Genomic DNA, 14,394 nt, shown 5'->3' with positions numbered 1-14,394 from the left:
GTGACGGCGGGCAGGGCACCGGCCGGCGCTGGTCAGCGGCGCACGATCCGGTACGCCTGGACGATCGTCTGCCGTGCCGTGTTGCCGGCCCGGTCGGTGACCGACGCCCGCAGCGACACATAGCCGTCCCGGTACGGATGGTCGACCGTGGCGGTCCAGCCGGCCTTGGCGGATTGCACCTCGGCCGGCTGCCAGGTCCGCCCGCCGTCGTAGGACACCTCGACGGTCGGCCGGCGAATTCCGATTCCGACCACGCCGGGCTGGTGGGCGACGGTGAACGGGATCGGCATCTCCCGTCCGGCGGCGGCGGTGTTTCCGGCGTCCACCGGCGGGGTGAATCGCACCGCCATCACCGGCAGGGCCGCCACCTGGTTGCGGGTCACCGGACCGGACGGGAAGGTCCACGCTCCGCTGACCGAGGTGGAGAAGTCCCCGACGTCGTGCGTCGCCGACATCTCCAACCGGTAGTCGGCCTGGGCCCGCGGCACCGGGAACCGGCCGTAGCCCGGCTCCGGGCTCTCCCCGATCAGCTTTCCGTCGCGGTACAGCGCGGTCCGCGCGGTCTGCGTCGCCACCCCGCCGGGGTGGCCGTTCGCGTCGGCGAACACCGGCACCTGGACGTCGATGACGTTGCCCCGCCGGCTGACTGCGGCACCGTCGCCCGCGACGGCCGGGAACACCGGCCCGTACGGTGCCAGGTTCCAGGTGTCCAGGGTGCGTTTGCCGGGCTGGTGGCGGCTCGCCGGCGAGACCAGCACGGCGGTGTACTCCGGCCAGAGCTGACCGTCCACCGCCCGGCCGAACTCCAGCGAACTCTCCCAGGTCGACGTGCTCGACACGCTGTAGTGCTCCACCCGCACGCTGGGCAGCTCGACCGGGGTCACCAGCGCCCATCCCCCGATGTCCCGCTCGCCGTGGCCGGGGAAGACCAGCCGGTCGGTGAGGTCGCCGTGGCTGACCCCGCGGAACCGGTGCCGGACGGTGGCCAGTTCCCGGGGACGGTAGTGCCGGGTGAACCCGGTGGGCAGCCGGTCGGCGAAGAGCTCACTCAACCCGTAGAAGTACGGGCTGGCGGTGAACCCGTCCGCGCCGTCCGGTCGCAGCCACTGGCTGGCGATGCTGGCGGTGAACTCGCCCGCGCCCGACGGCCCGCCCTCGTGGGCGGCGGCGAGCCCGTCGAAGGTGTCGGCCAGCACCCCGATCCCGGCACCCATCTGCGGGGTGCGGTAGTAGAGGCTGACGTCGACCAGCGCCGGACGCGCGGTCGGCTCGGGCACGGTCATCCGGACCGGTCGGGCGGTACGGGCGTCGAACAGCACGGTGCGGTCACCGTCCAGCCGCAGGTTCGACCGGACCAGGACGGCGAGTTCGTGTTCCTGCTCGCCGGTCCAGCGTTGGATCATGCTGGACAGTCCGTACCGGCCGGCGGGCAGCCGGGTGGTGACCCGGCCGGAGCCGTCCGAGGTCCACGGCATCGCGTCCACCGGCTGGTCCAGGCCGACCGCGACGGTCCAGTAGTCGTCGGTCGCCGCGCCGGCCTGGTCGACGTGGACGAAGGTCAGGTCGTAGCTCTCCACCTCGCGGTGGACGCCGAACGGGGTGATGACGCGCTGGCCGGCGCCGGTGGCGACCAGATGGCCGGAGTAGTAGCCGTCCGGGCCACCGACGCTGGTGTCCGCGGTCAGCTGGACAGCGGCGGTGCCGCCGGCCGGTACGGTCACCGTGTCGGCACCGGCCCGGAACATCGCCGCCGGTGCGCTGCGGCCGGTCGGGCCGACGGCTTCGACGGAGAGGGTCAGGGTCTGCGGCTCGCTGCCGGTGTTGCGGTAGGTGATCTTCTCGACGATCGCCGGGTCGTCGTGGTGCGGCCAGTCGGCGCGGCCGAACGACACGCTGGCCGGTCGGCTGATCAGCTCCTGGGTGACGGCGCGGGCGGCGTCCACCCGGCCGGCACCCTGCGGGTACGCGCCCGTGCCGGAACGTGGTGCGGCCGACGCCATCAGGCCGGCCTTCAACCGCACGGCGGGCCAGTTCGGCCGACGCTGGGCGAGCAGCGCGGCGGCTCCGGCCACGTGCGGCGCGGCCATCGAGGTGCCGGAGGCGGCGACGTAGTGCTCGTCGACCGGATCGGCGAGGGTGGTGCCGGCGGCGCGGGCCGCGACGATCCCGACACCCGGGGCGGTGATGTCCGGTTTGACCGCGTCGTCACCGATGCGCGGGCCACGGCTGGAGAAGCCGGCGAGCGTGTCGTCGCGGTCCACCGCGCCCACGGTCAGTGCCGCGTCGGCGCTGCCCGGCGAGCCGACGGTACGGTCCGCGCCGGAGTTGCCGGCTGAGATCACGAAGAGCGCGCCGGTCTGCGCGGTGAGCGTGTCGACCGCCTTCTCCAGCGGATCGGTCTGCGGCGTGTCCGGGCCGCCGAGGCTGAGGTTGACGATAGTGGCCCGCTGGTCGGTGGCGGCCCACTGCATGCCGGCCAGGATCGCCGATTCGGTGCACCAGGACGACTCGCACACCTTGCCGGAGATCAGGGTGGCGTCGGGGGCCACCCCACGGTTCGCCCCGCCGGATGCGGCACCGCTGCCGGCGATGATCGAGGCGACGTGGGTGCCGTGGCCGACCCGGTCGGCCGGGTCGGGATCGTCGGTGAAGTTCTCCGACCGGGCCACCTTGCCGGTCAGGTCGGGGTGGCCGGCGTCGACCCCGCTGTCCAGCACCGCGACGGTCACCCCGGCCCCGGTGAACCCGGCGTCGTGGGCGGCCGGCGCGCCGATCTGCCCGACGCTGCGGTCGAGGAGCAGTCGCCGTCGGCCGTCCAGCCAGACCCGGGCCAGACCGGAGGCGGTGGCCAGCGTCCCGGCCCGGGTCGGCACCCCGCCGGCCGGGTCGGTGCCGGTGACCGCCGCCCAGAAGTCGGTCGCCGTGTTCTTGTCGGCGGTCAGCGCGGCACCGCCGATCGCCGGCAGGTCCCGGGTGACCCGGGCGCCGGCAAGGCCGCCGGCGGCCCGGCGGGCGGCGTCGGCCGGGACGGCGTACTCGACGAGCAGCGGCAGCTGAGCGGTGGCGGCGTCGTGGTAGCCGGACGAGATCAGGTCGGTGACGTTGAACAGTCGCCGGTCCAGCACGCCGGTGCGGATCAGCGGCTGCGCGTCGGCTGGTACGACGTACCGGCCGTCGGAGCCCTGGTAGGTGTGGAACCGCAGGTGGTTACGGCCTGGGGCGGGTTGGATGGCGGTGCCGGCGCTGGTGACGACGACCCGGTCCCCGGTGACCAGGGTGACCGCGGTCGCGGGGTCGGTACGGACCGGGCTGACCGGGTCGTCGGGGGTCGGTGCCGGTTGGGCGGCGGCCGGTTCCGGTTGGGCGGCACCGATCAGCGTCGCGGCCAGTACGGCGACCAGAGCGGCGGCTTGGACTCTCCTGGATGGATTGGACATCGTGAACCTCCCCGGTAGACGCCGGAGCGGCGTCAGGGTCGTGATTCCGAAGCCCCAGGATTACATACCCGGTATACACTCACCCGGCCCGAAACTCGGGGCAATATGGACAGAATTTGCACTCATAGTCGCCACGTGACTACATATAGATCATCTATTGCTGGGTCAACCCGACCGGCCGGCCACCGGCCAGCCAGGCCGCCGCGTCCGCCTCGGCGAGCGGCCGGGAGAACAGATAACCCTGCCCGAAGCCGCACCCCAGGTCGCCGAGCAGGTTCCGGTCGGCAACCGTCTCGATGCCCTCCGCCACCACCTGCAGACCGAGCGAGTGCGCCAACCGGATGATCCCGTCCACCAACGACCGCTGCCGCTGCGAGAAGGCCATCTCCGCGGTGAACGAACGGTCGATCTTGAGCACGTCGATGGGCAGCTGACGCAGGTAGCTGAGCGAGGAGAACCCCGTACCGAAGTCGTCGATGGCCAGCCGGACACCGAGCTCGCGCAGCTGCGCCAGGTCCGACCAGATCTGGTCGTCGTTCTGCAGCAGCAGACTCTCGGTCAGCTCCAGCATCACCGAATCCGCCGGCAACCCGGCGGCAATCAACTCGCGACGGACCTTGCCGGTGAAGCCGGCGACCCGGAACTGCCGGGCGGAGACGTTGATGCTGACATACGGGGCCTCGCCCATCGGCAGAGCGGCCCGCCACTGGGTGACAGCGGCCAGCGCCCGACCCAGCACCCAGTCGCCGATCGGCTCGATCAGCCCGGTCTCCTCGGCCACGTCGATGAACTGGTCCGGCCGCAGCAGCCCCAGGCTCGGGTGCCGCCAGCGCAGCAACGCCTCCAGCCCGACGGCGTTGCCGCTGGCCAGCTCGACCACCGGCTGGTAGACGACAGCGAAGTCGGACTCCGGCGCCGACCGCTCCAACGCGGTACGCAGCTCCATCCGCCGGATCAGGCTCACATGCAACGCCGGCTGGTACCTCCGCCAGCGCCCCTTGCCCGCCCCCTTGGCGACGTAGAGGGCGAGATCCGCGTGCCGCAGCAGCTCGTCGGTGCCGTCGGCGTCCGAGGTGCTCGCGACCCCGACGCTGACCGCGCCACCGACCATCCGGCCAGCGAGCCGGAACGGCTCGGCGAACGCCGCGACCACCCGCTGCGCGGTCTGCTCCACCTCGGCCGGGTCGGTCGCGTCGTCGACCAGCGCGGCGAACTCGTCACCGCCGAGCCGGGCGGCGGCGTCGGCCGACCCCAGCGTGGCCGCCAACCGGTTCGCCACCGCGACCAGCAGCTCGTCGCCGGCCTGATGGCCCATCGTGTCGTTGACCACCTTGAAATCGTCAAGATCGATGAACAGTACGCCGACCGCGTGCCCGCCGCGCTGTGCGCGGGCCACCGCCTGCTGCACCCGGTCGTGAAACAGCACCCGGTTCGCCAGCCCGGTCAACGAATCGTGGAACGCCCGGTGAGTCAACTCCTGCTCCAGCCGACGACGCTCGGTGACGTCCCGCAGGGTGAGCACCAGACCGCGTACCGCCCGGTCCGACCGCAGGTCACGGCAGCTCACCTCGACCTGCACGGTGCTACCGTCGGCGTGCCGCAGTCGCCAGTCCGGCCAGTCGTGCGGCTCACCGGAGGAGCGGACCAGGGCCAACCCTTCGAGCACCCGCCCGTGGTCCGGTGGATCGACCAGGTCGGTCAGCGGGCCGCCGTCCGGTGCCGGCCGACCGAGCACCGTCCGCACCGCCGGGCTGGCGTACCGGACCGCGTCGCCGTCGTCGACGATCAGGATGATGTCCACGCTGTTCTGCACCAGGGCCCGGAAGTACGCCTCCGCGTCCCGCCGGTTGATCTCGTCACCCAGCCGAATCCGTTCCAACGCCATCGTGGCGTGACTGGCCAGCACCTCGATGGCGTCGCGCAACGCGTTGAGGACGCTGGTCTCGGCCGAGACCAGCAGCACCCCGGCTCGCGGACCGGTCACGTCGGGCCGCGGCTGTGCCGGCACCGGACCAGGTGGCCGCTGCTCCGGCAGCACCAACGGGCAGAGCAACGCGAACGGAAAGGACCCGAGCTGGTGGGCCAGCATCGGGGTCAGGGTCGGCCGACGCAGCAGCCGGGTACGCCGTACCGCTGCGGTCGACGGCAGCAACGTGCCCGTCGCCGTCACCGGGACCGACGGGCCCCAGACGCTGCTGGCCAGCGCCGGTACCCCGCCGGTGCGGTTGAGCACCAGCACCAGGCGGTGGTCGACACCCTCCGGCACGATCCGGGCGAGCCCGGACCGGATCGCGCGATCCACCTGCGCCGCGTCGGCCGCCGAGACCAGGGCGGCGCACGCGTCCCGCAGCCCCTGCTCCCGGCGGACCGTCTGACGGTGGGCCGCGAGCACGTCACCGAACCGGCTGAGCACCAGCGCGAAGACCACCGCCGAGGTGATGGCCAGCATGGCCCCGTCGCGGATCCGCCCGGTCATCGCCTCGATCAGCAGAATCGACGGCGAGATCATGGTCGCCAGGACCAGCAGCGCCGCCCACGGCCGGCTGATCTTGCCCGGCTCGATCTCCACCGGCTCGGACAGCTGCGCCATCGACGGATGCAGCCCGGCCGCTCCCCAGGTCAGGTAGGTCAGCAGCCAGCCGAGTTCGATCGGGCCGCCCGGCTGCCACTGCTCACCGAGCGTCGTCAGTCCGTACAGGATATCGCCGGTGAGCATGCCGGCGCCCCCGACGAGCAGCAGCACCAGGGCCGGGGTGCGTGGATTCGTCGCCAGCAGACGAATCATCACGGCCAGAATCAACAGATCACCGAGGGCGTACGCGGCGAGGATCGATCGTTCGAACGGATCCATCCCGGGAGCGGTGATGTACGGACCGATGATGAAGATCCAGGCCAGAAGCGCGGCGGTGCACAAAAATGTGAGGACGTCGAGCAGCCGCGACCGGTCGCCAAGCATCTGGTTGCCGCGGGTCAGCATGAACAGGCCGACGGCGGTGAGGGCGAATACCGTCAGATAGCACAGCTCGGTGACGATTGAGCCGGGAAGAATCGCGTACGTGGTGTCGCCAGCGGCGAGCATCACCAGCGCGCCGGCGAGACTCCACCACGCCGCGGCCCGTTTGGGCCGGTAGCGGCGGATACCGAAGAAGATTCCACCGGCGCTCATCATACCGAGCGCCGGCCACAGCACTGGATGCCAGCCGGGGGCGAGGAGGATCCCGGCGGACAGCAGGATCATCACCGTGGCATATCCACTGGTGAGCTTCCGGACCGACACGGGCCTCCCCTCAGGCCGGACGTCAACGCGCGGCAACGCCTACGACTGACCCGTCGACGCCCGGGCGATCCATTCACCGCCGGGCAACACATCCACCGCTCGGTTTACCAGTCCGACAACGCCTTGGCCATACTTCTGCCGGGCAATGGTCGGCAACGATGAGACGTCGATCCGGATCGGGCCGTTCGCCTGTCACGATGGACGCAGTACCGCCGGAGCAGAGATGGTGAATCGGGCCTCCACGACCGCATGCACCGTCTGCACCTGCGGGTCGAGATCGAGCTGCGGCGCGGAATCCGCCATCTCGGTCGCGCCGAACGCCCGGGTGGCACCGCGCAACATCACCGGCTGCGGCGCGGACATCCCGTGGTCGGCCAATTCCACCAGGCCGGTCACCTCCGCCCCGAGCGCGTCGGCGTAGTCACGCGCCCGGGTGATCGCCTCGGCGATCGCCGCCCGACGGGCCTGGCCCAGCTCGGGGCTGGTCGGCCGCAGCGACCACCACGGCCCGCTGACCTGGACCTGGTCCTGATCGGCCAGCCGCATCATCAGCTCACCGAGCACAGTGAAGTCGACGACCGTGACGGTGGTGGTGACGCTGGCGTGGTAGGCGACGACCCGTTCCCCGGAGCGTCGCCACTCGGGCCGTACCAGCAGCGCGCCGGACTCCCGGCGCTCGATCGCCGACCCGTACCCGTCGATCAGGGTGCGGACCGCGTCGCCCCGCTCGGCGAGCCGGGCGAGGGTGCCGGAGCGGTCCTTGCCCCGAGCGACGGCGGTCACCCCGAACCGGGCCAACTCGGGTGCGACCTCCCGGGTCACCTCACCGCGCACCGCCACCACCGGAGCATCCATCCGGCCAGCCTAGTCGAGCCGGGCGACCGCCGCCGCCACCCGCTCGTCGGTGGCGGTCAATGCCACCCGCACATGGCGTTGCCCGCCCGGACCGTAGAAGGCACCCGGCGCGACCAGGATGCCGCGGGCGGCGAACCAGTCGGCGGTCGACCAACTGTCCTCGTCCCGGCTGGCCCACAGGTAGAGACCGGCGGTCGAGTGGGAGATGGTGAAGCCGGCCGCGGTGAGCGCTGCCCGGAGCCGGTCCCGGCGGGCCGCGTACCGCCGACGCTGGTCGGCCACATGCTGGTCGTCACAGAGCGCGGCAATCATCGCCGCCTGTACCGGAGCCGGCACGATCATGCCGGCGTGCTTGCGCACCGCGAGCAGGTCACCGACGAGCCGCGGATCACCGGCGACAAACCCGGCCCGGTAGCCGGCCAGGTTGCTCCGCTTGGACAACGAGTGCACGGCGAGCAGGCCGGTCGGATCACCGCCACAGACGTCCTCGCTGAGCACCGAGACCGGCTGCGCCTCGAAGCCGAGGGCCTGGTAGCACTCGTCGCTGGCCACCACCGCCCCGCGTTCGCGCGCCCAGTCGACGACCTTGCGCAGATGCCTGCTCGGCAGCACCTGGCCGGTCGGGTTGCCCGGGGAGTTGACCCAGACCAGCCGGACCCGGCTCGACGGCCCGAGCGCGGTCAGCGAGTCGGTCCGTACCACCTCGGCCCCGGCGAGCCGGGCGCCCACCTCGTAGGTCGGGTAGCAGACGGCCGGCACCACCACCACGTCGCCGGGACCGACCCCGAGCAGGGTGGGCAGCCAGGCGACCAGTTCTTTGGAACCGACCGTCGGGAGCACACCGATCCGGTCGCCGACGGCACCGCACTCGCGTACGCACCAGTCCCGGACAGCCTCGCGCAGTCCCGGGCTGCCGGCCGTCATCGGATAACCCGGGGTGTCCGTGGTGGCCGCCAGCGCCTGCTGGACCACGGCCGGCACCGGGTCGACCGGCGTACCGACCGAGAGGTCCACGAGGCCGTCGGGGTGCCGGGCGGCACGCTCCTTGACCGGGGCCAGCCGATCCCACGGAAAGTCCGGCAGGCCGGCGGCCGGTGACCCGCCGCCGGTCGGCGCGGACCGCCCGGCGGCCAGGCCCGCCCGCGCCCCGGTCAGTGCGCGTCCCCGCGCGCCGGCTGGGCCGCGACGAACGGGGTGTCCTTCTCGATCTTGCCGACCTTGGAGGCACCGCCCGGCGAGCCGAGATCTTCGAAGAACTCGTAGTTCGCGGTGGTGTACTCCTTCCACTGCTCCGGCACGTCGTCCTCGTAGAAGATCGCCTCCACCGGGCAGACCGGCTCACAGGCACCGCAGTCGACGCACTCATCGGGGTGGATGTACAGCATCCGATTGCCCTCGTAGATGCAGTCGACCGGGCATTCCTCGATGCACGCCTTGTCGAGCACATCGACGCACGGCTCGGCGATGATGTAGGTCACTGGCCTTCCTTCCCGCACGACATGCCGCGATCGCCCGCGGCACTGACGAGCCTAGTATCTCGCCGGGGAGGGGGTCGATCGTGCTCCGGCCACAAGATGTGGGACACCGCGTGGTAGTCCGAAAAATTATAGGTGTTGGCGGAGATCGTCCGCTCTATACCGACCTACTCGGCCTGCTGGCCGAGCTGACCGAGACCGAACTCACGGTGCTGACCCGTAACGGGCCGCGCCGGGTCGCCCTCGCCGACGTGCACCGCAGCAAGCTGGTGCCGCCGACCGCCAGTCCGGCGGCCCGTCGGGCGGCGGACCGCGAATCCGCCGCCGTCGCCGAGCTGGAACGGGCCGCGAACCAGACCTGGGCGGCGCCGGTGCAGCAGCGGCTCGGCGACTGGCTGCTGCGCGCCGCCGACGGCTGGACCGGCCGGGCGAACTCGGCGCTGCCGCTCGGCGACCCCGGCTGCCCGCTGCCGGCGGCGGTGGACGCGGTCACCGCCTGGTACGCCGAGCGTGGCCTGCCGGCACAGGTCAACGTGCCGCTGCCGGCCGCCGCCGAGGTTGCTGGCGAACTCGCCCGCCGGGGTTGGCGCAGCGGACCGTTGGTGCTGGTGCAGACCGTGCCGCTGGCCGACCTGCTGGCCCGCACCGCCGGCCAGGACGCCGACGCGGCGGGCGTTCCACCCGACGCCGCTGCGTCGGTACGCCTGGACCGCGCGCCGTCGCAGGAGTGGCTCGCCCTGGTCGCGGCCCGCAAATCGGCCGGCGACCCGCTGCCGGCCGCCGCCCACCGGCTGCTCACCGACGCACCGCAGGTGCGCTTCGCCCACCTGTACGCCGACGGCCAGCTCGTCGCCATCGCCCGGGGCGCCGTCGACGCCGACCACCGGTGGTGTCAGATCGCGCTGCTGGAGGTGCGGCCGACGGCCCGGCGGCGCGGGCACGCCACCCGGGTGCTGCGGGCCGTTGGCCAGTGGGCCGCCGACGAACTGGCCGCGCCGACCGCGTTCCTCCAGGCCGAACAGCACAACCCGGCGACCGCCCTGTACGCCCGGCTCGGCTTCACCACCCACCACGTCTATCTGCCGTGGCAGCCGGCGGTCAGCGACGGACCACCCGACGGGGCTTGTTGAGCTTGGTCTCGGCGTACCGTTCCAGCGACTTGGACCGGTGGTCCCAGCCCAGTGTGATCAGCACCAGGTAGCCGAGCAGCACCCCGCCGATGGAGAAGCCGCCGTACAGCCACACCTGGGAGAAGAACGCGCCCGCCCCGGCCGAGAACGGATGGTCGCCGCTGACGAACGGCCCGACGAAGATGGTCAGCACCAGCGCCGCCAGGATTGCCGCCGCGGCGTCACCGCTCCACCGTTCGACCGGCCGGTCCCGCCCCCAGACGAAGGCCACCGAGCCGAGCACGACGCCGATCACCACGAACATCGCCAACGAGAGCCGGTCCTGCATCTGCGGGTCGGCGTCGAACCCGAAGCGGACTACCAGCCGGGCCACCACATTGACCGCGAACAGCACCCCGGCGAGTACGCCGACCGGCAGCCAGCGCTGCCTCATCTCCACCTCCCGCACCCAGACCCGCACCGCGTCCACAGCACGCCGGACCGCACAGGTGTCCTCCGGACCAGAATTTTCGTACCGAAGATTGTAGGAGCCGGCACCCGGCCGCGTCAGCCTCCGTCGCTGCGGCGGGCCGGCTGGGCCAGGATCATCCGGAACGCGAGTACGGCGAAGGCGATCGCCCCGGTGAAGATCACCGCGAAGCCCACCCAGTTGTCGCCGGCCAGCAGGATGTCCCCCTCGGTGGTGCCGCCGGCGGCCAGCACCATCACCGAGAACCAGGCCGCCGCCGGCAACGTCATCGCCCACCGGGCACCTACCGCGCGGATCGCGAACCAGCTCACCAGCACGTTGCCGGCGATCGCCAGCAGCACCGAAACTCCGACCAGGTGCCCGCCGACCCGTACCGTGGCCAGCAGCAGCTCCAGGACCGCGGACAGCGCCGCCGCGACCACCGCGACCACCCCGCCGACCGTCCGCAGCCCCAGGTCCACCAGCTCACGTAGGCGGGTTGGGGCCGGAGCCGACGCCACCGGCGGCGTCGGCTCCACCGCCGACACCTGGCCGGAGACACCGGGCGAGGTCACGGCAGCGGCACCTCGGCGGCCGGCAGCCCGGCGAACAGGTCGGTCTCCCAGCCGTACGGGCCGTCGCCCGGACCCGGCCGGCCGGCACCGAGGACGAAGTACTCGTAGCCCATGAACTCGCCGCCGACGTTGCCGGCCAGCGCGTAGAGCCAGGAATCGTCCGGGATCTGGCTGGCGTGCGCCCGCATGGCGGCCTGCTTCGCCTGGTAATGGGCGGTGCCGTCGATCCGCGCCGCGATCTGCGGATCGGGGGTGCCGAACGGCAGGTCGTCGACGTGCTCGACGCCGGCGAACGGGTTGTTCGACGCGCCCCGGAACGCGTCGATGCCGGCGGCGAGCACGCTCTTCGGCATCGCGGTGAAGTAGATCTTGTCAGGGGCGACACCCTCGGCGGCAGCCAGTTCGGCGGCGCGCATCGTCACCCGGTGGGCCTGGATGTGGTCGGGGTGACCGTAGAAGCCGTTGTCGTCGTAGGTGACCACCACCTGCGGCCGGGTCTCCCGCAGCACCTCGAGCAGCAGCCCGGCGGCCTCGTCCAGGTCGGCCTGCCAGAACGCCCGCGGGTGGTCGTTGGTCGGCAGGCCCATCATCCCGGAGTCCCGGTACCGGCCGGCACCGCCGAGGAACCGGTGGTCGGTCACCCCGAGCGCCGCGCAGGCGGCGTCGAGCTCGGCGATCCGGTACCCGCCGAGCTGGTCGGCCTGATCGGGGGCCAGCCCGGCCAGGCGCGGCAGGTGGATCTCGCCTTCCTCGCCAAGAGTGCAGGTGACCAGGGTGACCTGCGCTCCGGCGGCGGCGTACCGGGCCATCAGGGCACCGGTGCCGATCGTCTCGTCGTCCGGATGGGCATGAACCAGTAGAAGCCGTCGCGCGGCGGCGGGGTCGGTCACTCCGGCAACTTTACGCCGGATGGGCACCGGAGTGGATTACCGGTCTCATCGCTGATCAGCCGGTTCTACGATCCGGGAGTGGAATCTCCGCAACCTGCCGCCCGTACCAGTGGACCCGTCCGGGGCGCCCCGCACGCGGTGACCGTGGGCGCCGACGGCGCCCGCGTGGTGTTCCTGCGCTCCACCGGCCCACACGACCCGGCCGCCGGTCTCTGGTCGTTCGAGGTCGACAGCGGCGAGCACCACCGGATCGCCGACCCGACGGTCCTGCTCGGTACCGCGAACACCGCCAGCGCAGGAAACACCGCCGGTGCGGGGATCACCCGGTACGCCACCGACCCGGCCGCCCGGGTCGCCGTGTTCGTCCTGGCCGGCCGGCTGTTCCGGGCCGACCTGGTGACCGGCGACGTGATCGAGGTACCGGTGGTCGGCTCGGTCACCGACGCCCGACCGGATCCGACCGGCAGCCGGATCGCGTACGTGTCGGACAGCGACGCGGACCCGGTCGGGCCGGCCGGCGCGACCGGCGGACCGGGTGGTGAGGGCCCAGGCGGCGATGGATCCGTCCGCGACGGATCCGGCAAGCTCCGGGTCGTCCACCCGGACGGCCGCGACGTGCTGCTCGCTGGCGAGGACGGCGACATCACCTGGGCGCTGCCCGACCCGGCGGCGGTCGACTTCGGCCGGAACCGTGGCTACTGGTGGTCACCGGACGGCCAGAGCATCCTCGCCGCCCGGGCCGACCGTTCCCGGCTGCCCCGCTGGCAGTACGCCGACCCGGCGCGGCCGCAACGACCGGCCCGCAGCCGGCCGTACCCGTTGTGCGGTGGCCCGAACGCCGAAGTGACCCTGCACCTGCTCGACCTCGACGGTGGCTGGGTCGACGTGCACTGGGACCGGGAGACCTACCCGTACCTGGTGTCGGTCGACTGGTCCGACGGAGGCCCGCTGATCACCGTGCTACGCCGGTTGCAGCAGCACGGCCTGGTGCTGTCCATCGACCCACGCACCGGGGAGACCCAGGTGCACGCCGAGTTGGCCGACCCCCGGTGGGTGGAGCCGATCCCCGGCACCCCCTGCCACCTGTCCGACGGCCGGGTGCTGGTCGGCGGGGAACTCGCCCACGACGGGTACGACGCCCGCTGCCTGTTCGCCGACGGCACCCTGCTCACCCCGGCGGCGCTGTACGTACGTCGGGTGGTCGGCCGGCTGCCCGGCCGGCACACCAGCCCGGACCTGCTGATCGAGGCAAGTGACGGGGAACCCAGCGAACAGCACCTCTACCGGGTCCGTACCGCGGCCTCCTCGGGCGGCCTGGACGCGGTCCGGCTCACCAGCAGCCCCGGCTGGCACGTCGCCGCCGTCGGCGGTGCCGTACTCGCCGTCGGTTCGGCCACCCTGGACCAGCCGGGGGTGCGCTGGACGATCTGCCGTGACGACACCGAACTCGGCGTGCTGCGGAGCCTGGCGGCCACCCCGGCGGTGACGCCCCGGCCCACGCTGCAACGGGTCACCGACCGCCGGCTGCCGTCCGGTGTGCTCTACCCGCAGTCGCATGTCGCCGGCCGACGGCTGCCGGTACTGCTGGAGGTGCACGGTGGGCCGGGCCACCAGCAGGTCCGCGCCGAACGGGCGGCCTGGCTGGCCCGGCAGTGGTGGGCCGACGCCGGCTTCGCCGTGGTCACCGTCGACAATCGGGGTACGCCGGGCGTCGCACCGAGTTTCGAGAAGGTGGTGCACCGGCGGCTGGCCGACGTGCTGCTCGCCGACCAGGTGGACGCGCTGACCGCGATCGCGGAGAAACATCCCGACCTCGACCTGGGCCGGGTGGCGGTGCGGGGCACGGGGTTCGGCGGCTGGCAGGCCGGCCTGGCCGCGCTGCGCCGCCCGGACGTGTTCCGGGCCGCCGTGGCGCGCGACCCGGTCACCGACTGGGCGTTGCTGCGCAGCGGGTACGCCGAACGGTTCCTCGGCCTGCCCGAGGAGGGCGGCGAGATCTACCCGCACCACAGCCTGGTGGAGGTCGCCGCCGAACCGGTGACCGGCAGCGACCAGCTCCGCCCGCTGCTGCTGGTGCACGGGCTGGCCGACGACGCCGTACCGGTGGCGCACACCCTGCGGTTGTCCGCCGCGCTGCTGGCCGCCGGCCGACCGCACGCGGTGCTGCCGTTGGCTACCGGCACCGACCCGGACGCGGCCACCGTGCTGCGCGCCGAACTCGCGTTCGTCCGGCAGGCGTTGGGACCGCTCGGCTGAGCGGCGGCAGGAGGCGTCGGGATCGCCCGGCCGAGCCGATGTCGCATAAGG

10 protein-coding genes are annotated in these 14,394 nt (G+C 72.6%); 2 read left to right on the top strand and 8 right to left on the bottom strand.

Annotated features, from left to right (window positions below; genetic code table 11):
- Positions 1–32: 32 nt before the first annotated feature.
- The 5 genes from ACFHWT_RS23590 to fdxA form a co-directional block, all read right to left on the bottom strand.
- A complete protein-coding gene (locus ACFHWT_RS23590; RefSeq protein WP_416596844.1) occupies positions 33–3,437 on the bottom strand; it encodes a S8 family serine peptidase in 3,405 nt (1,134 codons plus the stop codon).
- Between the two features lie 154 nt (positions 3,438–3,591).
- Positions 3,592–6,714, bottom strand: a complete 3,123-nt coding sequence (locus ACFHWT_RS23585) for a putative bifunctional diguanylate cyclase/phosphodiesterase (RefSeq protein ID WP_416596842.1) — start codon at positions 6,712–6,714, stop codon at positions 3,592–3,594.
- Between the two features lie 192 nt (positions 6,715–6,906).
- The gene (locus ACFHWT_RS23580; protein ID WP_416596840.1) at positions 6,907–7,569 is read right to left on the bottom strand and encodes an SIMPL domain-containing protein; all 663 of its coding nucleotides are present in this window, start codon (positions 7,567–7,569) and stop codon (positions 6,907–6,909) included.
- Between the two features lie 9 nt (positions 7,570–7,578).
- Positions 7,579–8,703 carry a succinyldiaminopimelate transaminase gene (gene dapC, locus ACFHWT_RS23575; protein WP_416596865.1) on the bottom strand — a complete coding sequence of 375 codons (1,125 nt, stop codon included), beginning with the start codon at positions 8,701–8,703 and terminating at the stop codon, positions 7,579–7,581.
- Between the two features lie 17 nt (positions 8,704–8,720).
- Positions 8,721–9,047, bottom strand: a complete 327-nt coding sequence (gene fdxA / locus ACFHWT_RS23570; RefSeq protein WP_233606480.1) for a ferredoxin — start codon at positions 9,045–9,047, stop codon at positions 8,721–8,723.
- An 80-nt stretch (positions 9,048–9,127) separates the two neighbouring features.
- Here fdxA and ACFHWT_RS23565 point away from each other — a divergent pair, with 80 nt between their 5' ends.
- Entirely contained in the window at positions 9,128–10,174 is a 1,047-nt protein-coding gene (locus tag ACFHWT_RS23565; RefSeq protein ID WP_416596838.1) for a GNAT family N-acetyltransferase, read from the top strand.
- Here the strand turns inward: ACFHWT_RS23565 and ACFHWT_RS23560 are convergent.
- From ACFHWT_RS23560 to mshB, 3 genes are all read right to left on the bottom strand, one after another.
- Positions 10,143–10,607, bottom strand: a complete 465-nt coding sequence (locus ACFHWT_RS23560; RefSeq protein ID WP_416596836.1) for a hypothetical protein — start codon at positions 10,605–10,607, stop codon at positions 10,143–10,145. The two genes, ACFHWT_RS23565 and ACFHWT_RS23560, sit on opposite strands and share 32 nt — an antisense overlap.
- A gap of 113 nt (positions 10,608–10,720) precedes the next feature.
- Positions 10,721–11,197 (bottom strand): hypothetical protein, encoded by a 477-nt coding sequence (locus tag ACFHWT_RS23555; protein WP_416596835.1) that lies wholly within the window; start codon positions 11,195–11,197, stop codon positions 10,721–10,723.
- Complete coding sequence (gene mshB / locus ACFHWT_RS23550; protein WP_416596834.1) at positions 11,194–12,087, bottom strand: N-acetyl-1-D-myo-inositol-2-amino-2-deoxy-alpha-D-glucopyranoside deacetylase; 894 nt, start codon at positions 12,085–12,087, stop codon at positions 11,194–11,196. Before mshB ends, ACFHWT_RS23555 begins: the two co-directional genes overlap by 4 nt.
- A gap of 78 nt (positions 12,088–12,165) precedes the next feature.
- Here mshB and ACFHWT_RS23545 point away from each other — a divergent pair, with 78 nt between their 5' ends.
- On the top strand, positions 12,166–14,343 hold the full coding sequence (locus tag ACFHWT_RS23545) for a prolyl oligopeptidase family serine peptidase (RefSeq protein ID WP_416596832.1): 2,178 nt from the start codon (positions 12,166–12,168) through the stop codon (positions 14,341–14,343).
- The last annotated feature ends 51 nt before the right edge of the window (positions 14,344–14,394 follow it).

Origin of the sequence: Micromonospora sp. LOL_021 (assembly GCF_048060215.1) — a bacterium.
Taxonomy (GTDB): Bacteria; Actinomycetota; Actinomycetes; order Mycobacteriales; family Micromonosporaceae; genus Micromonospora_E.
This window is presented reverse-complemented; position numbering and strand designations above follow the sequence as displayed.

What these genes read in the sequence shown, in the direction of transcription:
- ACFHWT_RS23580 (WP_416596840.1), bottom strand. Translation starts at nt 7,569, where the DNA reads ATGGATGCTCCGGTGGTGGCGGTGCGCGGTGAGGTGACCCGGGAGGTC.
- ACFHWT_RS23560 (WP_416596836.1), bottom strand. Translation starts at nt 10,607, where the DNA reads ATGAGGCAGCGCTGGCTGCCGGTCGGCGTACTCGCCGGGGTGCTGTTC.
- ACFHWT_RS23590 (WP_416596844.1), bottom strand. Translation starts at nt 3,437, where the DNA reads ATGTCCAATCCATCCAGGAGAGTCCAAGCCGCCGCTCTGGTCGCCGTA.